The organism is Pseudomonas sp. FBF18, from assembly GCF_024261405.1.
Lineage (GTDB): Bacteria > Pseudomonadota > Gammaproteobacteria > Pseudomonadales > Pseudomonadaceae > Aquipseudomonas > Aquipseudomonas palmensis.
Map to the genome: position 1 here is coordinate 38608 of NZ_QKRS01000007.1, position 23217 is coordinate 61824.

Annotated in this window: 18 protein-coding genes; 11 read left to right on the forward strand and 7 right to left on the reverse strand. The window is 63.3% G+C overall.

Going from position 1 to position 23217, the window contains the following annotated elements; all coding sequences use genetic code 11:
- Positions 1-52: 52 nt before the first annotated feature.
- The 5 genes from DN387_RS12875 to DN387_RS12895 form a co-directional block, all read right to left on the reverse strand.
- Complete coding sequence (locus tag DN387_RS12875; protein ID WP_043864621.1) at positions 53-1381, reverse strand: MFS transporter; 1329 nt, start codon at positions 1379-1381, stop codon at positions 53-55.
- A gap of 69 nt (positions 1382-1450) precedes the next feature.
- Positions 1451-2644 (reverse strand): L-2-hydroxyglutarate oxidase, encoded by a 1194-nt coding sequence (lhgO, locus tag DN387_RS12880; protein WP_054916212.1) that lies wholly within the window; start codon positions 2642-2644, stop codon positions 1451-1453.
- Between the two features lie 97 nt (positions 2645-2741).
- Positions 2742-3452, reverse strand: coding sequence for a FadR/GntR family transcriptional regulator (locus DN387_RS12885; RefSeq protein ID WP_043864619.1), 711 nt, complete (start codon positions 3450-3452; stop codon positions 2742-2744).
- Positions 3453-3508: 56 nt separating this feature from the next.
- On the reverse strand, positions 3509-4276 hold the full coding sequence (locus tag DN387_RS12890) for an amidohydrolase (protein WP_054916211.1): 768 nt from the start codon (positions 4274-4276) through the stop codon (positions 3509-3511).
- An 18-nt stretch (positions 4277-4294) separates the two neighbouring features.
- Complete coding sequence (locus DN387_RS12895) at positions 4295-4648, reverse strand: hypothetical protein (protein WP_043864617.1); 354 nt, start codon at positions 4646-4648, stop codon at positions 4295-4297.
- A 248-nt stretch (positions 4649-4896) separates the two neighbouring features.
- On the opposite strand from DN387_RS12895, the gene DN387_RS12900 reads away from it, so the two are divergent.
- Entirely contained in the window at positions 4897-9762 is a 4866-nt protein-coding gene (locus DN387_RS12900; protein ID WP_054916210.1) for an NAD-glutamate dehydrogenase, read from the forward strand.
- Positions 9763-9852: 90 nt separating this feature from the next.
- On the opposite strand, the gene DN387_RS12905 is transcribed toward DN387_RS12900, so the two are convergent.
- Complete coding sequence (locus tag DN387_RS12905; RefSeq protein WP_043864615.1) at positions 9853-10671, reverse strand: pyruvate, water dikinase regulatory protein; 819 nt, start codon at positions 10669-10671, stop codon at positions 9853-9855.
- A gap of 177 nt (positions 10672-10848) precedes the next feature.
- Between DN387_RS12905 and ppsA the strand changes: the two genes are divergently transcribed.
- From ppsA to DN387_RS12950, 9 genes are all read left to right on the forward strand, one after another.
- Positions 10849-13224 carry a phosphoenolpyruvate synthase gene (ppsA, locus tag DN387_RS12910; protein ID WP_043864614.1) on the forward strand — a complete coding sequence of 792 codons (2376 nt, stop codon included), beginning with the start codon at positions 10849-10851 and terminating at the stop codon, positions 13222-13224.
- Between the two features lie 108 nt (positions 13225-13332).
- The gene (locus tag DN387_RS12915; protein WP_043864613.1) at positions 13333-14325 is read left to right on the forward strand and encodes an alpha/beta fold hydrolase; all 993 of its coding nucleotides are present in this window, start codon (positions 13333-13335) and stop codon (positions 14323-14325) included.
- Between the two features lie 91 nt (positions 14326-14416).
- Entirely contained in the window at positions 14417-14905 is a 489-nt protein-coding gene (gene rraA, locus DN387_RS12920) for a ribonuclease E activity regulator RraA (RefSeq protein ID WP_043864612.1), read from the forward strand.
- A gap of 27 nt (positions 14906-14932) precedes the next feature.
- Complete coding sequence (locus tag DN387_RS12925) at positions 14933-15928, forward strand: zinc transporter ZntB (RefSeq protein ID WP_043864611.1); 996 nt, start codon at positions 14933-14935, stop codon at positions 15926-15928.
- Between the two features lie 92 nt (positions 15929-16020).
- Positions 16021-16275, forward strand: a complete 255-nt coding sequence (locus DN387_RS12930; protein WP_173925061.1) for a CrfX protein — start codon at positions 16021-16023, stop codon at positions 16273-16275.
- A 2-nt stretch (positions 16276-16277) separates the two neighbouring features.
- A complete protein-coding gene (locus DN387_RS12935; protein ID WP_043864609.1) occupies positions 16278-17102 on the forward strand; it encodes a mechanosensitive ion channel domain-containing protein in 825 nt (274 codons plus the stop codon).
- 88 nt (positions 17103-17190) lie between these two features.
- On the forward strand, positions 17191-17781 hold the full coding sequence (gene sigX / locus DN387_RS12940; RefSeq protein ID WP_026001337.1) for an RNA polymerase sigma factor SigX: 591 nt from the start codon (positions 17191-17193) through the stop codon (positions 17779-17781).
- A 109-nt stretch (positions 17782-17890) separates the two neighbouring features.
- Complete coding sequence (locus DN387_RS12945) at positions 17891-18934, forward strand: OmpA family protein (protein ID WP_043864608.1); 1044 nt, start codon at positions 17891-17893, stop codon at positions 18932-18934.
- A 154-nt stretch (positions 18935-19088) separates the two neighbouring features.
- Positions 19089-20114 carry a quinone-dependent dihydroorotate dehydrogenase gene (locus tag DN387_RS12950; RefSeq protein ID WP_054916209.1) on the forward strand — a complete coding sequence of 342 codons (1026 nt, stop codon included), beginning with the start codon at positions 19089-19091 and terminating at the stop codon, positions 20112-20114.
- A gap of 94 nt (positions 20115-20208) precedes the next feature.
- Here the strand turns inward: DN387_RS12950 and DN387_RS12955 are convergent, their stop codons facing one another.
- Positions 20209-20424 carry a ribosome modulation factor gene (locus DN387_RS12955; protein ID WP_078479587.1) on the reverse strand — a complete coding sequence of 72 codons (216 nt, stop codon included), beginning with the start codon at positions 20422-20424 and terminating at the stop codon, positions 20209-20211.
- Positions 20425-20964: 540 nt separating this feature from the next.
- Here DN387_RS12955 and rlmKL point away from each other — a divergent pair.
- Complete coding sequence (rlmKL, locus tag DN387_RS12960; protein WP_054916208.1) at positions 20965-23163, forward strand: bifunctional 23S rRNA (guanine(2069)-N(7))-methyltransferase RlmK/23S rRNA (guanine(2445)-N(2))-methyltransferase RlmL; 2199 nt, start codon at positions 20965-20967, stop codon at positions 23161-23163.
- Positions 23164-23217 lie beyond the last annotated feature (54 nt).

A 23217-nucleotide genomic window follows, 5' to 3' on the forward strand; every position in this document is an offset into this window, starting at 1 on the left:
CGGCGCTGTTCTTGTGGGAGCGGGCTTGACCCGCGATGATTAGCCAGGCGAGTCAGTTCTTGAAGCTGGAGTGCTTGCGCCCCTGGTCACACAGGGCGAACACCACCACGAACACTGCGGCAATCGCCAGGATCGCCACCACGCCGTCGGTCGAATGGGTCGGCGAGCTGGCCACCAGTGCCAGGCCGCCCAGTGGCGCCAGGCCACCGGCCACCGCGGTGCCGATCTCGCGCCCGGTGCCAAAGCCCGATGAGCGCGTGGCCGTGGGGAACTGGCGGCTGAGGAACGAACCCTGTGGGGCGAACATCATCGGCGCCAGCAGGCCGGTACCAATGGCGATGGCGATGTAGATCATCAGCGGCTCGGCGGTGTTGAGCAGGGCCATGAACGGGTACGCGAACAGTACCGAGAACAGACCGCCCATGATCAGCACGGCCTTGCTGCTCCATTTGTCGCACAACCAGCCGAAGCATGGCACCGCCACGATCGCCACCAGGCTGGCAATGGTCACCGACAGCGAGGTCACGTGGGCCTCCACACCCTTGAACTGGGTCAGGTAGGCCAGCGAGAAGGTCTTGAAGATATAGCTCAGGGCGTTGTAGCCGATGGCCACGAAGAACACCACGGCCAGGCCCTTGAGGTCGTTCTTGAACAGCGCCTTGAGCGGCGACACCTTGGCTTTTTTCGGCGCCTGCTCGAGTTCGGCGAACTGCGGGGTTTCCGGAATGCTGCGGCGTACCCAGAAGCCCACGCCCACCAGCACGATGCTGCAGATGAACGGGATGCGCCAGCCGCCCGAGAGCAGGAAGTCGTTGCCGTTCATGGTCAGCAGGTACACGGTCAGCGACGACAGCAGCAGGCCCAGGTTGAGCCCCAGCGCAGGCCAGGCACCCTGACTGCCGCGCTTGCCTTCGCTGGCATGCTCGTAGCTGGTCACGGCCGCGGCGGACAGCTCGGCGCCCGCGCCCAGGCCCTGGATGATGCGCACCAGCACCAGGATGATCGGCGCCCAGATGCCAATGCTGGCGTAGCTGGGGATCAGGCCGATCAGGGTGGTGCACAGGCCCATCATGCAGAAGGTCACCACCAGTACCTGCTTGCGCCCGAAGCGGTCGCCCAGGTAGCCGAACAGCACGCCGCCGAACGGGCGGGCGATAAAGCCGATGGCAAAGGTGGAGAAGGCCAGCAGCGAGGCAACCTGAGGGTTGCTGGCGTCGAAGAAGATCTTCGAGAACACGATGGCCGCCATGGTGGCGTACAGGTAGAAGTCGTACCACTCCAGCATCGAGCCGAAGATGGTGGCCGCCGCGACCTTGCGCAGGCGCTTCCTGTTCTGTTCCGGGGTTTCGGTTGCGGTGGTGACCGCTTCATGTACCGACATCGAGAGATTCCTTGTTGGTCTTTGTAGTTATTTTCAAGCGGGCGGCGGGCGCCCGTGCAGCAATGCGGATCAGCGTGGTGTGAGCAGGCGGTCGGCGATCATTTCGCCGATCGGGATGGCCGAGGTGGCTGCCGGCGACGGTGCGTTGCACACGTGGACCATGCGCGGGGTCTCGGCGAACAGGAAGTCGTGCACCAGGGTGCCGTCACGCATCACTGCCTGGGCGCGGATGCCCGCCTCGTAGGGCAGCAGGTCGTCGACCTCGAGCGAAGGGCAGTATTTGCGGCACTGTTCCAGGTAGCCGCGCTTGAACAGCGAGTTCTTCATCTCGGTGGTGCCCGAACCGAGGTTGTTCCACAGGGTTTTCCAGAAGCCGGGGAAGCGGGCGTACTGCGCCACGTCGCGCCAGTTGATCGAGAACTTGCCGTAGTTCTCGCGGCCCAGGCCCAGCACCGCATTCGGCCCGACAGTGACGCTGCCGTCGATCATGCGGGTGAGGTGCACGCCCAGAAACGGCAGCTCCGGGTCGGGGATCGGGTAGATCAGGTGATTGACGATCTGGTTCTTGGTGGCTGGCAGGCGGAAGTATTCGCCGCGAAACGGGATGATCTGGTGGTCGATCCTGACCCCGGCCAGCGCCGCCAGGCGGTCCGACTGCAGGCCGGCGCAGGCGACCAGCTGCCTGGCGCGCCATACGCGGTCTTCGCTGCTGATGGTGACGCTGTCGCCGCTTTCGGCGATCGCCGCCACGCGGGTGTCCAGGCAGATCTCGCCGCCGGCGGCCTGGATGACCTTGGCCATGGCCTGGCACACCTGCTTGTAGTCGACGATGCCGGTGGCATCGAGGAACAGCCCGCCCAGGCCGACGATGTTCGGCTCACGACGGCGCAGTTCGGCGGCATCCAGGCGCTCGACCTTCAGCCCGTTCTGTTGCGAGCGCTCGTACAGCGCCTGCATGCGTTGCACCTCGAGCGGGTTGGACGCCACCAGCAGCTTGCCGCACACCTCGTACTTGATGGCGTGGGTGTCGCAGAAGTCCTTGGTGGCCTGGGCGCCGCGCTTGCACAGGTCGGCCTTGAGGCTGCCGGGTGCGTAGTAGATGCCGGCGTGGATGACCCCGCTGTTATGGCCGGTCTGGTGCCGGGCCAGTGTGGTTTCCTTCTCCAGGATGACCAGCGAGGCGCCAGGCTGGCGCTTGAGCAGCGCCATGGCGGTGGCGAGGCCGACGATGCCGCCGCCGATGATGCAGTAGTCGTAAATCATGCAGGGGTCACCTTGGTATTCTTATCTGGTTATCAGGTTGTCAGACTAAGTAGTGCGAAGAAAAGGGCGCTGACCCGCAGCGCCCGTCACGTGATGTTCATTCCATGGCTGGCAGGTCCAGCTTCAGGCGCTTGGCCGAGGCCCGCAGGTGCGCTTCGGCGCAGGCCGCGGCGCGCTGGCGGTCACCGTCGGCAATCGCCTGGTACAGCGCCTGGTGTTCGCGATTGGCGTCGGCCGAGCCGCCCACCGAATGCGCCGCCGAGTTTTCCCACGCGGTCTTGCGCGCGGCAGCCAGCTGGCCGCGCAGAAAGTCATGGAAGGCGACGAAGTAGTCGTTCTTGCTGGCTTCGGCAATTGCGCGGTGAAACTCCACGTCGGCAGCCGCCGCCACGTCGAACTGGCTGCGCTTGTCGATCATTTCCTGCAGGGCCTTGGCCATGCGCGCCAGGTCTGCCTGGTCGCGGCGCTGGGCGGCAATCGAAGCGGCCTGGGTTTCGATCCACAGGCGCACTTCGAACATCTGCACCAGGTCGGCACTGCGCCCGTTGTTGCTGGGGAAGCGGAACACCGTGCCGGTCGGATTCTGCGAAATGTACGAGCCCAGCCCGCGCCGGGCGATCAGTACGCCATCGGCCTTGAGCTGGGAGATCGCCTCGCGCACCACCGAGCGGCTGACATTCAGCTGTTCGGCCAGTTGCTGCTCGGTGGGCAGGCGTGCTTCGGCAGCCAGGCGCCCCGAGTCGATCTCGGTGCGGATGGCGCTGACGACGCGTTCCACCAGGGTGTCGGGGCGTTGAAGCTCGAGCATGAAGGATAAAGCCAGTAGGTCAGGTTGTCAGACAATGCCCGTGCAGCCGCATGTTGTCAAGAATGTGCCTGGGGTTGCAGGCGATAGAACGCCCGTGCGTTACCCCACAGCACGCGCTCGACACTGGCGCTGCCCAGCGTGTGGCGGATCAGCTGGATATCGGCCGGGTCGAACGGGCGCGGTGCGCGGGTGGAGGGCAGGTCGCTGCCGAACATCAGGGCGTGGGGGTTGGCGGCATCGATGTCGCGCAAGGCAGCGGCCACATCGAAATCGACCCGGCCAAAGCCGCAGGCCTTGATGCGCACACCTGCCTCGGCCAGTTGCAGCAGCGCCGGCAGGCCGTCGCGGCGCAGGCCCAGGTGATCGATGCTTACCGCCGGCAAGCGGCGCAGCAGCGGGGTCAGCTCGCCCAGCTCGCGCGAATCGACGTACAGCTCGACGTGCCAGCCGGCCAGTTCGAACACGCGCAGGGCCATGGCTTCGAGCTGATCGGCCTGCGCCGAGCCGCCGCGCTTGAGGTTGAAGCGCAGTGCACGCACGCCGGCGGCATCCAGCGCGAGCAGCTCGGCATCGCTGATGCCGGCCGGCACCTGGGTCACCCCCACGTAGCCTGGGCCCAGCTGTTTCAAGGCGGCCAGCAGGTAGCCCTGGTCGAAGGCCTGGAACGAGCCCGACACCACCGCGCCGCCGCAGATGCCCAGCGGCGTGACGGCCGCCAGGTAGTCTTCGGTGGTGAAGGCCTCGGGCAGGTAGCCGTTGTTGGGCACCAGCGCGAAGCGCGGGTCGATGATGTGGCAGTGGGCGTCGAAGATCGGCTGGGGCATGGGGGCTCCTTGACGGGGTTACAGCTCGCTGACGTAGGTGCCGGTGCCCTTGAGGATGTTCTGCAGGGTCTGCTCGACTTCGGCGAGGTCGGTGCCGTCGCTGCTGAGGGTGATTTCCAGATGATCGGCGCCGTTGAACACGTCGGCGTCTCCCGGCGCCACTTCGATCAGCAGGCGCCTGGCACTGAGGGTGACCTTGATGCCGTCCAGTGTGCTCGGTTCGTCATCCAGGGTGATGTCCACCGTGTCTTCGTCCGGGTAGCGGGTCATGAGGAACATCTGGCCCTTGTCGCTGTGGCAGCACAGGGTGGCCATGTTGTCTTCTTCATCATCGCAGGGGGTGGCGAAGAGCAGGGGGGTGGTCAGTTGCATGGACGGCTCGGTGGTCAAGAAGTGAAACGCGAGTGTGCCAGTCTTCGGTCAATGGATAAATCTCCGCCTGCCGCTGATTGACCGAATATGTCGCAGCATCGCAAGCAGGGGTGACCGGCCAGTCGTTAAGCTGCCCTGTCGATGGACAACCCGACGACACCCAGCGTGTGGTTGGCTATGGTTGATCCGAGCATGACGGCATGTGCGCGACGCTTCACTCAATAACAAGCCCAAGCGGAGTACCACAGATGGCGTTTTTCACCGCAGCCAGCAAAGCCGACTTCCAGCATCAACTGCAGGCGGCCCTGGCGCAGCACATCGGGGAACAGGCACTGCCACAAGTGGCGCTGTTTGCCGAGCAGTTCTTTGGCATCATCTCTCTTGACGAATTGACCCAGCGTCGCCTCTCCGACCTGGCCGGCTGCACCCTCTCGGCCTGGCGCATCATCGAACGCTTCGACCACACCGAACCCCAGGTTCGGGTCTACAACCCCGATTACGAACGCCACGGCTGGCAGTCCACCCACACGGCCGTGGAAGTGCTGCACCATGACCTGCCGTTTCTGGTCGACTCGGTGCGTACCGAGCTCAACCGCCGCGGCTACAGCATCCATACCCTGCAGACCACCGTACTCAGCGTGCGTCGCGGGGCCAAGGGCGAGCTGCTGGAGATTCTGCCCAAGGGCACCCAGGGTGAGGGCATCCTGCAGGAATCGCTGATGTACCTGGAGATCGACCGCTGCGCCAATGCCGCCGAGCTCAACCTGCTGGCCCGCGAGTTGGAGCAGGTGCTGGCCGAAGTGCGCGTGGTGGTGGCCGATTTCGAGCCGATGAAGGCCAAGGTGCGCGAGCTGCTCGAGCTGATCGACCACACGGCCTACGCCCCGGCCGCTGCCGAGAAGGACGAGGTCAAGAGCTTCCTGCAATGGCTGGTGAGCAACCATTTCACCTTCCTGGGCTACGAAGAGTTCGTGGTCAAGGCCGACGCCCAGGGCGGCCAGCTGGAGTATGACGAGCAGTCCTTCCTCGGCCTGACCCGCCGCCTGCGCAGTGGCCTCAGCGCCGACGACCTGCGCATCGAAGACTACGCCGTCAATTACCTCAACGAGCCGCTGCTGCTGTCGTTCGCCAAGGCCGCGCACCCCAGCCGCGTGCACCGCCCGGCCTACCCGGACTACGTGTCGATCCGCCAGCTGGACGCCGACGGCAAGGTGATCAAGGAATGCCGCTTCATGGGCCTGTACACCTCGTCGGTGTATGGCGAAAGTGTGCGGGTGATCCCGTACATTCGCGGCAAGGTCGCCGAAGTGGAGCGCCGTTCGGGCTTCGACGCCAAGGCCCACCTGGGCAAGGAGCTGGCCCAGGTACTCGAGGTGCTGCCCCGCGACGACCTGTTCCAGACCCCGGTGGATGAGCTGTTCAGCACCGTGATGTCGATCGTGCAGATCCAGGAGCGCAACAAGATTCGCGTGTTCCTGCGCAAGGACCCCTACGGGCGCTTCTGCTACTGCCTGGCCTATGTGCCGCGCGACATCTATTCCACCGAGGTGCGCCAGAAGATCCAGCAGGTGCTGATGGAGCGCCTGAAGGCCAGCGACTGCGAGTTCTGGACCTTCTTCTCCGAGTCGGTGCTGGCCCGCGTGCAACTGATTCTGCGGGTCGATCCGAAAAACCGCATCGACATCGACCCCCAGCAGCTGGAAAACGAAGTGGTGCAGGCCTGCCGTTCGTGGCAGGACGACTATGCCAGCCTGACCGTCGAGAGCTTCGGCGAGGCCCAGGGCACCAATGTGCTGGCCGACTTCCCCAAAGGCTTCCCGGCCGGCTACCGCGAGCGCTTTGCCGCGCATTCGGCGGTGGTGGACATGCAGCACCTGCTGACCCTGTCCGACAGCAAGCCGCTGGTGATGAGCTTCTACCAGCCGCTGACCCAGGCCGGCAAACAGCAACTGCACTGCAAGCTGTACCACGCCGACACCCCGCTGGCGCTGTCGGACGTGCTGCCGATCCTGGAAAACCTGGGCCTGCGCGTACTGGGCGAGTTCCCGTACCGCCTTCGCCACAGCAATGGCCGCGAGTTCTGGATTCATGACTTTGCCTTCACCTACAGCGAAGGCCTGAACCTGGATATCCAGCAGCTCAACGACACCCTGCAGGATGCCTTCGTGCACATCGTCAACGGCGACGCCGAAAACGATGCGTTCAACCGTCTGGTGCTGACCGCCGGCCTGCCGTGGCGCGACGTGGCGCTGCTGCGCGCCTATGCCCGCTACCTCAAGCAGATTCGCCTGGGCTTCGACCTGGGCTACATCGCCAGCACCCTGAACAACCATACCGACATCGCCCGCGAGCTGACCCGGCTGTTCAAGACCCGCTTCTACCTGGCGCGCAAGCTGGCCGGGGATGACCTGGACGACAAGCAGCAACGCCTGGAACAGGCGATCCTGAGCGCGCTGGACGACGTGCAGGTTCTCAACGAAGACCGCATCCTGCGTCGCTACCTGGACCTGATCAAGGCCACCCTGCGCACCAACTTCTACCAGACCGACGCCAATGGCCAGGCCAAGTCGTACTTCAGCTTCAAGTTCAACCCAAGGCTGATTCCCGAGCTGCCCAAGCCGGTGCCCAAGTTCGAGATCTTCGTGTATTCGCCGCGGGTCGAGGGCGTGCACCTGCGCTTTGGCAACGTGGCACGCGGCGGGCTGCGCTGGTCGGACCGCGAAGAGGACTTCCGTACCGAAGTGCTGGGCCTGGTGAAGGCGCAGCAGGTGAAGAACTCGGTGATCGTGCCGGTGGGTGCCAAGGGTGGCTTCCTGCCGCGCCGCCTGCCGCTGGGCGGCAGCCGCGACGATATCCAGGCCGAAGGCATCGCCTGCTACCGCATCTTCATTTCCGGCCTGCTGGACATTACCGACAACCTCAAGGACGGCGTGCTGGTGCCGCCGGTCAACGTGGTGCGTCACGACGATGACGACCCGTACCTGGTGGTGGCGGCCGACAAGGGCACCGCGACCTTCTCGGACATCGCCAACGGCATCGCCATCGACTACGGCTTCTGGCTGGGCGACGCCTTTGCCTCGGGCGGCTCGGCCGGCTACGACCACAAGAAGATGGGGATTACCGCCCGTGGCGCGTGGGTTGGCGTGCAGCGCCATTTCCGCGAGCGTGGCATCAACGTGCAGCAGGACCCGATCACCGTGGTCGGTGTGGGCGACATGGCCGGCGACGTGTTCGGCAACGGCCTGCTGATGTCCGACAAGCTGCAACTGGTGGCTGCCTTCAACCACCTGCATATCTTCATCGACCCGAACCCGGAGCCTGCCAGCAGCTTTGCCGAGCGCAAGCGCCTGTTCGACCTGCCGCGGTCGGCCTGGAGCGACTACGACACCAGCATCATGTCCGAAGGTGGCGGGATCTTCTCGCGCAGTGCCAAGAGCATCGCCATCAGCCCGCAGATGAAGGAACGCTTTGCCATCGAGGCCGACAAGCTGACCCCGACCGAGCTGCTCAATGCGCTGCTCAAGGCGCCGGTCGACCTGCTGTGGAACGGCGGCATCGGCACCTACGTCAAGTCCAGCGAAGAGAGCCACGCCGATGTGGGCGACAAGGCCAACGACGCGTTGCGCGTGGACGGCAACGAGCTGCGCTGCAAGGTGGTGGGCGAGGGTGGCAACCTGGGCATGACCCAGCTGGGTCGGGTCGAGTTCGGCCTCAACGGCGGCGCGACCAACACCGACTTCATCGACAACGCCGGTGGCGTGGACTGCTCCGACCACGAGGTCAACATCAAGATCCTGCTCAACGAGGTGGTGCAGGCCGGTGACATGACCGAGAAGCAGCGCAACCAGTTGCTGGGCAGCATGACCGACGAAGTGTCTGCGTTGGTGCTGGGCAATAACTACAAGCAGACCCAGGCACTGTCGCTGGCGGCGCGCCGGGCGCGTGAGCGGATTTCCGAGTACAAGCGCCTGATGGCCGACCTGGAAAGTCGCGGCAAGCTGGACCGGGCCATCGAGTTCCTGCCTACCGAAGAGCAACTGGCCGAGCGCATTGCGGCCAACCAGGGCCTGACCCGGGCCGAGCTGTCGGTGCTGATCTCGTACAGCAAGATCGACCTCAAGGAAGCCCTGCTGCAGTCGCTGGTGCCGGATGACGACTACCTGACCCGCGACATGGAGACGGCCTTCCCGCCGTCGCTGGTGAACAAGTTCGCCGAGGCCATGCGTCGCCATCGCCTCAAGCGCGAGATCGTCAGCACCCAGATCGCCAACGACCTGGTCAACAACATGGGCATCACCTTCGTGCAGCGGCTCAAGGAGTCCACGGGCATGAGCCCGGCGAACGTGGCCGGTGCCTACGTGATCGTGCGCGACATCTTCCACCTGCCGCACTGGTTCCGCCAGATCGAGGCACTGGACTACCTGGTGCCCGCCGAAGTGCAGCTGACGCTGATGGACGAGCTGATGCGCCTGGGCCGCCGGGCCACGCGCTGGTTCCTGCGCAGCCGTCGCAACGAGCAGGATGCCGGGCGTGACGTGGCCCACTTCGGGCCCAAGATCGCGGCGCTGGGGCTCAAGCTGGACGAACTGCTGGAGGGGCCGACCCGCGAGCGCTGGATGACCCGCTACCAGGGCTTCGTCGAAGCCGGCGTGCCGGAGCTGCTGGCGCGCATGGTGGCTGGCACTACGCACCTGTACACCCTGTTGCCGATCATCGAGGCTTCCGATGTGACCGGCCAGGACCCGGCCGAGGTGGCCAAGGCGTTCTTCGCCGTGGGCAGCGCGCTGGACCTGACCTGGTACCTGCAGGAAATCAGCAACCTGCCGGTGGAGAACAACTGGCAGGCACTGGCACGTGAAGCGTTTCGCGATGACATCGACCTGCAGCAGCGCGCCATCACCATCTCCGTGTTGCAGATGGTCGATGCGCCTGCCGACATGGATGCGCGGGTAGCCTTGTGGCTGGCGCAGCATGCGGTGATGGTGGAGCGCTGGCGCGCGATGCTCGATGAGCTGCGTGCGGCCACCGGCACCGATTACGCCATGTATGCGGTGGCCAACCGCGAGCTGGTTGACCTGGCGCTGAGCGGGCAGTCGGCGGCGGTGCCGTCGTGAGTGTGTAGCAGGTAAAAAGAAGCCCCGGCCTGTGCCGGGGCTTTCTTTTGGCGGGGTGGGCCGTTGCGCCGGCAAGGCCGGCCGGGCGGCTTACTTGAAGCGCCGCTCCACGCCTTTCTCCACCAGGATCTTGGCGGATATCTCTTCCACCGAAAAATGCGTGGAGTTGATGTTGGGAATGTTCTCGCGCCGGAACAGGTTCTCCACTTCGCGCACCTCGAACTCGCACTGGGCAAAGCTGGCGTAGCGGCTGTTGGGCTTGCGCTCGTGGCGAATGGCAGTGAGGCGGTCGGGGTCGATGGTCAGGCCGAACAGCTTGTGCTGGTGGTTCTTCAAGGCCGGTGGCAGCTGCAGGCGCTCCATGTCGTCTTCGGTCAGCGGGTAGTTGGCTGCGCGAATGCCGAACTGCATGGCCATGTAAAGGCAGGTGGGGGTCTTGCCGCAGCGCGATACGCCCACCAGGATCAGGTCGGCCTTGTCGTAGTAGTGGGTGCGCGCACCGTCGTCGTTGTCCAGGGCGAAGTTCACCGCCTCGATGCGCTCCATGTAGTTGGAGTTGCCGCCGATCGAGTGCGATTTGCCCACCGAATACGACGAATGGGCGGTCAGCTCCTGTTCCAGCGGCGCCAGGAAGGTCGAGAAGATGTCGATCATGAAGCCGTTGGAGGTAGCCAGGATCTCGCGGATATCCTGGTTGACGATGGTGTCGAAGATGATCGGGCGCACGCCGTCGCGTTCTGCGGCGGTATTGATTTGCTGTACCATGGTGCGCGCTTTGTCCACGGTGTCGATGTACGGTCGCGTGAACTTGTTGAACCCGATGCTCTCGAATTGTGCCAACAAGCTTTGTCCCAGCGTTTCGGCAGTGATGCCGGTGCCGTCGGAAATAAAGAAAGCAGATCGTTTCATTTGCGCCTTGGGCCTTAAGCTGGTGACGATTCTTGGATATGATACGTTCGGTTTGCCGAACATCCCTGGTCGGCATTCTCACTTATTTTCCAGGTCCAGGCCACAAACGCCCGGTACGGTCACAGCGAACTGACCGGCGTCATGAGCTTTTCCAACACAGTTAGTGGAGAGATCACCTTGGTAGAGTACGTAGTTTCCCTCGATAAGCTCGGCGTCCATGATGTAGAGCATGTGGGGGGCAAGAACGCATCCCTCGGAGAGATGATCAGTAATCTCGCGGGCGCCGGTGTATCGGTCCCCGGCGGCTTTGCCACTACGGCTCAGGCGTACCGTGACTTTCTCGAGCAGAGCGGCCTGAACGCCCAGATCCATGCCGCCCTCGACGCGCTGGATGTGGATGACGTCAATGCCCTGGCCCGCACCGGCGCACAGATCCGCCAGTGGATCATGGAAGCCGAATTCCCCGAGCGGCTGAACACCGAAATCCGTACCGCCTTCGCCGAAATGTCCCAGGGCAACCCGAACATGGCTGTCGCCGTGCGTTCCTCGGCCACTGCCGAAGACCTGCCGGACGCCTCGTTTGCCGGGCAGCAGGAAACCTTCCTGAACATCCGCGGCGTGGACAACGTGATCCGCGCGGCCAAGGAAGTGTTCGCCTCGCTGTTCAACGACCGCGCCATTTCCTACCGCGTGCACCAGGGCTTCGACCACAAGCTGGTGGCCCTGTCGGCCGGCGTGCAGCGCATGGTGCGTTCCGAAACCGGCACCGCCGGCGTGATGTTCACCCTGGACACCGAGTCGGGTTTCCGTGACGTGGTGTTCATCACCGGCGCCTACGGCCTGGGCGAAACCGTCGTGCAGGGCGCAGTCAACCCCGACGAATTCTACGTGCACAAGGGCACCCTGCAAGCCGGGCGCCCGGCCATCCTGCGCCGCAACCTGGGCAGCAAGGCCATCAAGATGATCTACGGCGACGAGGCCAAGGCCGGTCGTTCGGTCAAGACCGTCGATGTCGACAAGGCCGACCGCACCCGTTTCTGCCTGAGCGACGAAGAGGTCAGCGAGCTGGCCAAGCAGGCCATGATCATCGAGCAGCACTACAAGTGCCCGATGGACATCGAGTGGGCCAAGGACGGTGACGACGGCAAGCTGTACATCGTGCAGGCGCGCCCTGAAACCGTGAAGAGCCGCGCCCAGGCCAACGTCATGGAGCGCTACCTGCTCAAGGAAACCGGCACCGTGCTGGTGGAAGGCCGTGCCATCGGCCAGCGCATCGGCGCCGGCAAGGTGCGGATCATCAAGGACGTTTCGGAGATGGACAAGGTCCAGCCCGGCGACGTGCTGGTGTCCGACATGACCGACCCGGACTGGGAACCGGTGATGAAGCGCGCCAGCGCCATTGTCACCAACCGTGGCGGGCGTACCTGCCACGCCGCGATCATTGCCCGTGAACTGGGCATTCCAGCGGTGGTCGGGTGCGGCAACGCCACCCAGCTGCTCAAGGATGGCCAGGGCGTGACCGTGTCGTGCGCCGAAGGCGATACCGGCTTCATCTTCGAAGGCGAGCTGGGCTTCGACATTCGCCAGAACTCGGTAGATGCCATGCCCGACCTGCCGTTCAAGATCATGATGAACGTCGGCAACCCGGATCGCGCATTCGATTTTGCCCAGCTGCCCAACGCCGGTGTCGGCCTGGCGCGCCTGGAATTCATCATCAACCGCATGATCGGCGTGCACCCCAAGGCACTGCTCAACTATGCCGGCCTGCCGGCCGAGCTCAAGGAAAGCGTCGACAAGCGCATTGCCGGCTACGGCGATCCGGTCGGTTTCTACGTCGAGAAGCTGGTCGAGGGCATCAGCACCCTGGCCGCAGCGTTCTGGCCGAAGAAGGTCATCGTGCGCCTGTCGGACTTCAAGTCCAACGAGTACGCCAACCTGATCGGCGGCAAGCTGTACGAGCCGGAAGAAGAAAACCCGATGCTGGGCTTCCGTGGCGCCTCGCGCTACATCAGCGAATCGTTCCGTGACTGCTTCGAGCTCGAGTGCCGTGCACTCAAGCGCGTGCGCGACGAAATGGGCCTGACCAACGTCGAGATCATGGTGCCGTTCGTACGGACCCTGGGCGAAGCCAGCCAGGTGGTCGACCTGCTGGCCGAGAACGGCCTGGGCCGTGGCGTCAACGGCCTGCGTGTGATCATGATGTGCGAGCTGCCCTCCAACGCGATCCTGGCCGATGAGTTCCTCGAGTACTTCGACGGGTTCTCCATCGGGTCCAACGACCTGACCCAGCTGACCCTGGGCCTGGACCGCGACTCCGGCATCATTGCGCACCTGTTCGACGAGCGTAACCCTGCGGTCAAGAAGCTGCTGGCCAACGCCATCCAGGCCTGCAACAAGGCCGGCAAGTACATCGGTATCTGCGGCCAGGGCCCTTCCGACCACCCTGACCTGGCCAAGTGGCTGATGGAGCAGGGCATCGAAAGCGTCTCGCTGAACCCTGACTCGGTGCTCGAAACCTGGTTCTTCCTGGCCGAGGGCCAGGCCCAGGCCTGATGCGCTGAAGAGGAGCGGCCGCCAGCCAGGAGGCGTCGGGCGGCCGCTTCAACGGATTTTCAGGGCGTGATCCAGTGATGGGCTCGCCCTTTTTTGTGCAAGTAACCTATGCAAAGCAGCAGTACTCTTTTTCCCGTTGCCCTGCTCAGTGCCGAGCGGCGCGGCGACCTCAGCGAAGACGTGTATCGGCTCAAGGCCGGCAACAGCCCCGACCGTACGGTCGAGCTGGCGCTGACACGCCTTGGCATGGCCGACCAGAGCGAGGTGCGCGGTGCCCCGGTCATCCTGTTGCATGGCAGCTTTTCCAACCGGCGCTTCTGGTTCTCGCCGCGCGGTATCGGCCTTGGCGCGACCCTGGCACGCGCCGGCTTCGACGTGTGGATACCGGAAATGCGCGGCCATGGGCTGTCGCCCCGCAACCGCGACTACCGCCACAACCGTGTGGCGGACTATGCCCGTTACGATCTGCCGGCAATTGCCGCGTTCGTGTGCGAGGTGAGCGGGCGCACCCCGCACTGGCTTGGCCACTCGCTGGGCGGTACCACGCTGGCGGCAGCACTGGGCGGGGCGTACCTGGCCCAGGAGCAGGTCGCCAGTGCGGCCTTTTTCGGCACCCAGGTCAGCCGAACCTACTGGCCATTGAAAATCCCACCGGTGGAGTGGGGCGGGCGCCTGCTGCTCAAGCGCTTTGCACACCTGTCAGGTTCGCGGCTCAAGCGCGGGCCCGAAGATGAGCCCATCGGCCTGGCGCTGGAAAGCATGCGCTGGTTCGGCCTGTTCGGACGCTTTGGCGACAAGCAGAGCGACTGGTGGGCCGGGCTTGCCGAGGTGCGTGTGCCGGTGCTGGCGGTGGCTGGGGCCGGAGATCACCAGGACCCGGTGTGGGCCTGTCGCAAGTTGTTCGAGCAAATAGGCAGCGAGCACAAGCGTTTCGTGCGGCTGGGGCGCGAGGAAGGCTTCGACAATTTCGGTCATGTCGATATGCTGGTCAGCAAACCGGCCCAGGCCCAGGTGTGGCCGCTGGTGGAGCGCTGGCTGAGCGACCCGCAGGCCATGCTGGCCCCGGCCGAGACAGGTGACCCGCAGCCCGTCGGCGTGTAGCCTTGGTTAAACGCCGGTGCGCCGGCTTCGTCTTTTCAGTGAACGTGTGAAATCCGCTTTCCATTCAATTGGCCATCGACAGGAGTTTCCCATGCATTACCTTACCCCCGACTTGTGTGACGCCTACCCGGACCTGGTGCAGGTGCTGGAGCCGATGTTCAGCAACTTTGGCGGCCGCGATTCGTTCGGCGGTCAGATCGTCACCGTCAAGTGCTTCGAGGACAACTCGCTGGTAAAGGCGCAAGCCGACCTGGATGGCAAGGGCAAGGTGCTGGTGGTCGACGGCGGCGGTTCGCTGCGCCGGGCGCTGCTGGGTGACATGATTGCCGAGAAGGCCGCCAAGAATGGCTGGGAAGGGCTGGTGATCTACGGTTGCGTGCGTGACGTGGATGCGCTGGCGCAAACCAATCTGGGTGTGCAGGCGCTGGCCAGCCACCCGATGAAGACCGACAAGCGCGGCATTGGTGACCTGAATGTGGTGGTCACGTTCGCTGGTGTGACCTTCCGGCCGGGGGAGTACGTGTACGCTGACAACAACGGTGTCATCGTGTCGCCCAGCCCGTTGAAGATGCCCGAGTAATTTTCGCTGACGGTGCGTGGGGTAGGGATGTTCGAGGAAGAAAACGCGCAGTGGGGGCTGGTGCATGCCCTGGTACTCGATGGCAAGGGCGGTGCGCGTTCGATCGCTCGAACCGAACTGGACGATCTGCAGTTGCAGCCGGAGCAGAGCCTGTGGCTGCACTGGGATCGCAGCCACCCGCAAACCCAGACCTGGCTGCGCCATGACAGCGGCCTGAGCCCCTTCGCCTGTGACCTGCTGCTGGAGGAAAACACCCGGCCGCGCCTGGTGCCTTTACCGGATGCGCAGATGTTGCTGTTTCTGCGCGGGGTCAACCTCAACCCGGGCGCCGAACCCGAAGACATGGTGTCGGTGCGCATCTTCGCCCAGGCGCAGCGGGTGATTTCGCTGCGCCTGCGGCCGCTGCGCGCCACCGACGAGCTGCTTCAGCAACTGGACGAGGGGCGTGGCCCGACCACGGCCTCCGAGCTGTTGCTGAGCCTGGCCCAGTTGCTTACCGAAAAGGTCCAGGCGCTGGTGTCGGACCTGTCCGAAGTGGTGGATGAAGAGGAAGAAAAACTCGAATCCGACGAACGGTATACGCCTGAGCACGGCAGCCTGCAGCAGATGCGGCGGCGCGCCGCCGGCCTGCGTCGGTTCCTGGCGCCGCAGCGGGAAATCTATGCGCAGCTGGCGCGCAACAAATGGCCATGGTTCGCGCCGGACGATGCCGACTACTGGAACGAGCTCAACAACAGCCTGATCCGCTACCTCGAAGAGCTGGAACTGACCCGCGAGCGCGTGGCGCTGGTGCTTGAAAGCGAGGACCGGCGCCTGAGCGAACGCATGAACAAGACCATGTACCGCTTCGGAATCATCACCTGTATCTTCCTGCCCATGAGCTTTCTGACCGGCTTGCTGGGCATCAACGTGGGGGGCATTCCGGGTTCGGAAAACCCCTATGGCTTCCTTTATGCCAGCTTGCTGGTGCTCGTGCTGGCCCTGGGCCAATGGTGGCTGTTTCGCCGTCTTCGCTGGGTATAGGGGCACTTTCTTGAAATTTCCTACAACATTTGCGCAGATTGTTCATGTGACCCGCCCTATGAGCGTCTCGTCTTTGACAGACATTGCGCGAGGTGCCCATGCACGATCCGTTTGAAGAATCCCTGCGGGACCTGCTCAAGGCCTCGCCGTCCGGCAAAGACCGCGACGACGACGCCTGCCTGGGCCGGGTCCTCAAGACCGCCAACCGTCAGGTAGGCGCGGGCGATCTGTTCAGCCTGCTCGGCCGTTGGAGCCAGGCGCTGATGATCGCCGTGAACAATGGCTCGGCGCATGTCGCGCCGGTGCGTCGTAACGCTTCTGCCCGTAAAGCTGATAAGGCTGATTGATTATGGAACTTGATCTCTGGACCCAGAGCCTGGTGGCGGCGATGACCGCCTTGTGGACCAAAGTCGCCAACTTCATCCCCAACCTGTTTGGGGCGCTGGTGGTGGTGCTGCTGGGCTTTGTGGTTGCCAAGCTGCTCGATACCCTTTTGTCCAAGCTGCTGGCCAAGCTTGGCCTGGATCGCCTGATGGGCGGCACCGGCCTGACCAAGATGCTCAGCCGGGTGGGCATCCAGGTGCCGATCTCGACGCTGATCGGCAAGATCGTCTACTGGTTCGTGCTGCTGATCTTCCTGGTTTCGGCCGCCGAATCCCTGGGGCTTGAACGTGTTTCGGCGACCCTGGACATGCTGGCGCTGTACCTGCCCAAGGTGTTTGGCGGTGCGCTGGTGCTGCTGGCCGGTGTGCTGCTGGCCCAGATCGTCAACGGCCTGGTGCGCGGTGCCGCCGAGGGCATCGGCCTGGAATACGCCGCAGGGGTCGGGCGTATCGCCCAGGGCCTGGTCATCATCATCAGCATTTCGGTGGCCATCAGCCAGTTGGAGGTCAAGACCGACCTGCTCAACCACGTGATTGTCATCGGGTTGATTACCGTTGGTCTGGCAGTTGCGCTGGCCATGGGCCTGGGCAGCCGTGAAATCGCCGGGCAGATCCTGGCTGGAATTTACGTACGTGAGCTCTATCAGGTCGGCCAGCAGGTCCAGATTGGCGAGGTCGAGGGGCAGATCGAAGAGATCGGCACGGTCAAGACGACCGTGCTCACCGACGAGGGTGAACTGGTATCGCTGTCGAACCGGATCCTCCTGGAGCAGCGGGTCAGTAGCCGCTAACCGGGCAAATCCTGCTAATGTATGCCGCCGCAAAATCGCCCAGGCAGGGCGAGCGGCGACAATGACCTGACTGTCGGCCAGATTTGTTTTGAATAAAGTTCACTCGCTGCCCATGCGTTACGACCCCCGCGAGCTCACTGATGAGGAGTTGGTGGCGCGTTCGCATGAGGAGCTTTTTCATGTTACTCGCGCCTATGAAGAGCTCATGCGGCGCTACCAGCGGACCCTTTTTAACGTGTGTGCACGTTATCTGGGGAACGATCGGGATGCTGACGATGTCTGTCAGGAGGTGATGTTGAAGGTGCTGTACGGCCTGAAGAATTTCGAAGGCAAGTCGAAATTCAAGACCTGGCTCTACAGCATCACCTACAACGAATGCATCACCCAGTACCGCAAGGAGCGGCGCAAACGTCGTTTGATGGATGCGCTAAGTCTCGATCCACTCGAGGAGGCCTCTGAAGAGAAGGCCCCCAAACCGGAAGAGAAAGGCGGGCTGGATAAATGGCTGGTTCATGTGAACCCGATCGACCGCGAAATCCTGGTGCTACGATTTGTCGCAGAGCTGGAGTTCCAGGAGATCGCCGACATCATGCACATGGGCCTGAGCGCCACGAAAATGCGCTACAAGCGTGCGCTCGACAAGCTACGCGAGAAATTTGCGGGCCTCACCGAAACTTAGTGAGTCGCAAATATCTCTAACGTATCGACAAGGTCTGCTAAACTTGTCGACGAGTTGTCCCCCGGGTTTGGTGGGACTACTTAACAATCACCAGATGGGGATTTAACGGATGAAATTGAAAAACACCTTGGGCTTGGCCATTGGTTCTTTTGTTGCCGCAACTTCCTTCGGCGCTCTGGCACAAGGCCAAGGCGCAGTCGAAATTGAAGGCAACGTCACCAAGCAGTACTACGACAGCGAGCGTAACTTCAAGAACGACGGCACCAATCCTGGTGTTCGCCTCGGTTACTTCCTGACCGACGACGTGTCCTTGGACCTGGGCTACAACGAGACTCACAACGCTCGTGGCGACGTGTTCAACAAGGACATCAAAGGTTCCAAGGCCAAGCTGGACGCCACCTACCACCTGGGTACCGTTGGTGACGCAATCCGTCCTTACGTATCGGCTGGTTTCGCTCACGAGAGCCTGGGCCAAGCTACCCGTAACGGTCGCGATCACTCCACCTTCGCCAACCTGGGCGCTGGCGCCAAGTGGTACATCACCGACAACCTGTTCGCCCGTGCTGGCGTTGAAGCGATGTACAACATCGACAACGGCAACACCGAGTGGGGCCCATCCCTGGGTCTGGGTCTGAACTTCGGTGGTAGCGGTGGCAAGGTTGCACCGACTCCTGCGCCAGCTCCAGTAGCTGAAGTCTGCTCCGACAGCGACAACGATGGCGTGTGCGACAACGTCGACAAGTGCCCTGACACCCCAGCCAACGTTACCGTTGACGCTGATGGCTGCCCGGCTGTTGCTGAAGTCGTTCGTGTAGAGCTGGACGTCAAGTTCGACTTCGACAAGTCGGTCGTCAAGCCAAACAGCTACGGCGACATCAAGAACCTGGCTGACTTCATGAAGCAGTACCCATCCACCACCACCACTGTTGAAGGTCACACTGACTCCGTCGGTCCTGACGCTTACAACCAGAAGCTGTCCGAGCGTCGTGCAAACGCCGTGAAGCAGGTTCTGACCAACCAGTACGGTGTTGAGTCGAACCGCGTTGAATCGGTTGGCTACGGTGAGACCCGTCCGGTAGCTGACAACGCCACCGAAGCTGGTCGCGCTGTCAACCGTCGCGTTGAAGCTCAAGTAGAAGCCCAAGCCAAGTAATTGGTCTGACGCTTGAGAAAAGCCCGGCTCCGGCCGGGCTTTTCTTTGCCTGCGATTTGATCAGGCGGTGGGTGCAAGGCGTACGCGGGCCTGTCTTCGTGGCGGCTGCACCGCTATAATCGCTGCCTTCCCACACCTCGAGCTAAGCCTGCCCATGTATACCCTGGCCCGCCAGCTGCTGTTCAAACTGTCCCCGGAAACCTCCCACGACCTGTCGCTGGACCTGATCGGTGCAGGTGGGCGCCTGGGCCTCAACGGGCTATTGACCAAGGCGCCGGCGCAGTTGCCGGTAACCGTCATGGGCTTGCAGTTCGCCAACCCGGTCGGGCTGGCAGCGGGGCTGGACAAGAACGGTGCCGCCATCGACGGCTTCGCTCAACTGGGCTTCGGTTTCGTCGAGATCGGCACCGTGACCCCGCGCCCGCAGCCAGGCAATCCCAAGCCACGGCTGTTCCGCTTGCCTGAAGCCGAGGCGATCATCAACCGCATGGGCTTCAACAACCTGGGCGTCGATCATCTGCTCGAGCGTGTGCGTGCGGCCAATTACCATGGCGTGCTGGGCATCAATATCGGCAAGAACTTCGATACCCCGGTGGAGCGGGCAGTGGACGATTACCTGATCTGCCTGGAGAAGGTCTACGGTCACGCCAGCTACGTCACCGTCAACGTCAGTTCGCCCAACACCCCTGGCCTGCGCAGCCTGCAGTTTGGCGATTCGCTCAAGCAACTGCTCCAGGCCCTGGCCGAGCGCCGTGAGGAGTTGGCCCTGACCCATGCCAAGCGCGTACCACTGGCCATCAAGATTGCCCCGGACATGAGCGATGAGGAAACCGCACAGGTGGCGTCGGCTTTGCTGGCCACTGGCATGGACGCAGTGATCGCGACCAACACCACCCTCAGCCGCGAAGGCGTGGAAGGCCTGGCGCATGCTGACGAGGCCGGTGGGCTGTCGGGCGCCCCGGTACGCGACAAGAGTACCCACACGGTGCGCATGCTGGCCGCCGAACTGGGTGGCAAGCTGCCGATCATCGCAGCAGGCGGTATCACCGAAGGCAAGCACGCCGCCGAGAAGATCGCGGCCGGTGCAAGCCTAGTGCAGATCTACTCCGGGTTCATCTACAAGGGGCCTGCGCTGATTCGCGAGTCGGTGGACGCCATCGCCGCCATGGGGTCACGCTGAGCGGGCATAAAAAAGGGCCCCTCAAAAGGGGCCCCTGGGCCGCAGCCCGCCGCTCGGATAGAGCGTGCATGGTGACTAGAATTCAGATCCTCGTTCAGCCAACGGCGTGAAGTTCGTTGAGTCTATGGATACCCGCAGTGCCGGTCATACCGTCCCAGTTGTCGCCACGTCCCTCGCGCCAGCCGTTGACCCAGGCTTGGCGTACTGACGGTAGAGTAAAAGGGCAAAGCTCGCGGGATTTGCCGGTGACCCCATATTGGTAGCCACGTAAAAATGCTCTTTCCAACGGATCACGCTTAAGTCTTCTCATAGGGTGTTGCCCTCACTTGTTGACTGTAATGTCCCGTCGGCCTCGGCTGAGGCCGGGCAGAATCGTTCTGCCGGTTATGCGCTCGCTGCCGGCGTGGCGAGCTGGAAGTGTTGCCCCGTTGCAGGACAACCTGATACGAGTTCTAACCAATGCAGGTCACAGTGTGAATGATCGTTTTGTCATAAGGACGTAACCTTTCCAAGGGTCAGGGGATAAGTAAAAAATTGCTTCAGCGGCGAAATGAAGGCAAAGCCAGCTATGATCAGGCTTTGCTCATGCCTCAGGTCAGAACGCCATCGTTGAGAATCACTTCCAACGCAGGGGCTCAAAACGACGAAGGGTCATAAAAAGTCGCAGTTTTACTAGAATTTTTCATTCTGCCGGACGATCAAAGCCTTTTTACCCTGGGGTAAATGGCCGTTGTCCGGCGGCCCGGCGCCATGTCAGCGCCATTCGAACGCCTGCTGGAAGGCGTTCGATCAAACAGCGAAGGGGCGATGCGCTTGCCTTTTCACCTATTGCTCAAGGCTTGGATTACTCATGTCGGACCGTTTCGAACTCTATCTCACCTGCCCCAAGGGCCTGGAAGGCCTGCTTGCCGAAGAAGCCCGTGGGCTGGGCCTGGAGGATGTGCGAGAGCACACCTCGGCCATTCGCGGCGAAGCCGACATGGAAACCGCCTATCGCCTGTGCCTCTGGTCGCGTCTGGGCAACCGCGTACTGCTGGTGCTCAAGCGCTTTAACATGAAGAACGCCGATGACCTGTATGACGGGGTCAACGCCGTCGACTGGCAGGATCACCTGGAAGCCACTGGCAGCCTGGCCGTGGAGTTCAGCGGGCACGGCTCGGGCATCGACAACACCCACTTCGGCGCGCTCAAGGTCAAGGATGCCATCGTCGACAAGCTGCGCAACGCGGCGGGCGAGCGGCCTTCGGTAGACAAGCTCAACCCCGATCTGCGTGTGCACCTGCGCCTGGAACGCGGCGAGGCGATTCTGTCCCTGGACCTGTCCGGCCACAGCCTGCACCAGCGAGGCTACCGTCTGCAGCAGGGGGCTGCGCCACTGAAGGAAAACCTTGCCGCTGCCGTGCTGATCCGTGCTGGCTGGCCGCGTATTGCCGCCCAGGGCGGCGCGCTGGCCGACCCGATGTGCGGTGTGGGCACCTTCCTGGTGGAGGCGGCGATGATTGCCGCCGATATCGCGCCGAACCTGCGCCGCGAGCGCTGGGGCTTCAGCGCCTGGCTGGGTCACGTGCCGGCGCTGTGGCGCAAGCTGCACGACGAGGCCAAGGCGCGCGCCGAAGCCGGGCTGGCACGTCCGCCGCTGTGGATCCGCGGCTACGAGGCCGATCCGCGGCTGATCCAGCCAGGGCGCAACAACGTCGAGCGTGCGGGCTTGAGCGACTGGATCAAGATCTACCAGGGCGAAGTGGGCAGCTTCGAGCCGCGTCCCGACCAGAACCAGAAGGGCCTGGTAATCTGCAACCCGCCCTACGGTGAGCGTCTGGGTGATGAAGCCAGCCTGCTGTATCTCTACCAGAACCTGGGTGAACGCCTGCGCCAGGCCTGCCTGAACTGGGAGGCGGCGGTATTCACCGGCGCGCCCGATCTGGGCAAGCGCATGGGTATTCGCAGCCACAAGCAGTACGCCTTCTGGAACGGCGCGCTGCCGTGCAAGCTGCTGCTGATCAGGGTGCAGCCCGATCAGTTCGTCACCGGCGAGCGTCGTCAGCCAGAGCGCGAGCGGGGCAGCGAGCCGAGCGAGCCCGTGGTTTCAGTCGCCAGCGAGCCGGCGCGTCTGAGCGAAGGCGGGCAGATGTTCGCCAACCGCCTGCAGAAGAACCTCAAGCAGCTGGGCAAGTGGGCCAAGCGCGAGAGCATCACCTGCTATCGCGTCTACGATGCCGACATGCCGGAATACGCGCTGGCCATCGACCTCTACCATGACTGGGTGCATGTTCAGGAGTACGCCGCGCCGCGTTCGATCGACCCGGAAAAAGCCCAGGCGCGTCTGTTCGATGCCCTGGCGGCGATCCCCCAGGCGCTGAACATCGACCAGAGCCGCGTGGTGATCAAGCGGCGCGAGCGGCAATCCGGCACCAAGCAGTACGAGCGCCAGAGCAGCCAGGGTCAGTTCACCGAGGTGAGCGAAGGCGGCGTCAAGCTGCTGGTCAACCTGACCGACTACCTCGATACCGGGCTGTTCCTCGACCATCGCCCGATGCGCATGCGCATCCAGCGCGAGGCGGCCGGCAAACGCTTCCTCAACCTGTTCTGCTATACCGCCACGGCCAGCGTGCATGCGGCCAAGGGTGGCGCGCGCAGCACCACCAGTGTCGACCTGTCGAAAACCTACCTGGATTGGGCGCGGCGCAACTTCTCGCTCAACGGCTTCTCGGACAAGAACCGCCTGGAGCAGGGCGACGTGATGGCGTGGCTGCAGGCCTGCCGCGAGGAGTACGAGCTGATCTTCATCGACCCGCCGACCTTCTCCAACTCCAAGCGCATGGAAGGGGTGTTCGACGTGCAGCGTGACCATGTGGAGCTACTTGACCTGGCCGTTGCGCGCCTGGCACCGGGTGGCGTGCTGTATTTCTCCAACAACTTCCGCAAGTTCCAGCTCGACGAACACTTGCAGGAGCGTTACGCGGTCGAGGAGATCACCGCCCAGACCCTGGACCCGGACTTCGCGCGCAACAGCAAGATCCACCGCGCATGGCGCATCCAGGCGCGCTGATGGCGCGCAGGATGTGATCAGGCGTGTGGGGGTGGCTACCTTGCAGCCACCGCC

Excerpts from the sequence above, each read along its gene's own strand:
- DN387_RS12915 (WP_043864613.1), top strand. The coding sequence starts at position 13,333 with ATGCAAAGCAGCAGTACTCTTTTTCCCGTTGCCCTGCTCAGTGCCGAG.
- DN387_RS12925 (WP_043864611.1), top strand. The coding sequence starts at position 14,933 with ATGTTCGAGGAAGAAAACGCGCAGTGGGGGCTGGTGCATGCCCTGGTA.
- DN387_RS12955 (WP_078479587.1), bottom strand. The coding sequence starts at position 20,424 with ATGAGAAGACTTAAGCGTGATCCGTTGGAAAGAGCATTTTTACGTGGC.
- DN387_RS12890 (WP_054916211.1), bottom strand. The coding sequence starts at position 4,276 with ATGCCCCAGCCGATCTTCGACGCCCACTGCCACATCATCGACCCGCGC.
- DN387_RS12935 (WP_043864609.1), top strand. The coding sequence starts at position 16,278 with ATGGAACTTGATCTCTGGACCCAGAGCCTGGTGGCGGCGATGACCGCC.
- DN387_RS12950 (WP_054916209.1), top strand. The coding sequence starts at position 19,089 with ATGTATACCCTGGCCCGCCAGCTGCTGTTCAAACTGTCCCCGGAAACC.
- DN387_RS12895 (WP_043864617.1), bottom strand. The coding sequence starts at position 4,648 with ATGCAACTGACCACCCCCCTGCTCTTCGCCACCCCCTGCGATGATGAA.
- lhgO (WP_054916212.1), bottom strand. The coding sequence starts at position 2,644 with ATGATTTACGACTACTGCATCATCGGCGGCGGCATCGTCGGCCTCGCC.
- DN387_RS12905 (WP_043864615.1), bottom strand. The coding sequence starts at position 10,671 with ATGAAACGATCTGCTTTCTTTATTTCCGACGGCACCGGCATCACTGCC.
- DN387_RS12885 (WP_043864619.1), bottom strand. The coding sequence starts at position 3,452 with ATGCTCGAGCTTCAACGCCCCGACACCCTGGTGGAACGCGTCGTCAGC.
- DN387_RS12875 (WP_043864621.1), bottom strand. The coding sequence starts at position 1,381 with ATGTCGGTACATGAAGCGGTCACCACCGCAACCGAAACCCCGGAACAG.
- rraA (WP_043864612.1), top strand. The coding sequence starts at position 14,417 with ATGCATTACCTTACCCCCGACTTGTGTGACGCCTACCCGGACCTGGTG.
- DN387_RS12900 (WP_054916210.1), top strand. The coding sequence starts at position 4,897 with ATGGCGTTTTTCACCGCAGCCAGCAAAGCCGACTTCCAGCATCAACTG.
- DN387_RS12945 (WP_043864608.1), top strand. The coding sequence starts at position 17,891 with ATGAAATTGAAAAACACCTTGGGCTTGGCCATTGGTTCTTTTGTTGCC.
- rlmKL (WP_054916208.1), top strand. The coding sequence starts at position 20,965 with ATGTCGGACCGTTTCGAACTCTATCTCACCTGCCCCAAGGGCCTGGAA.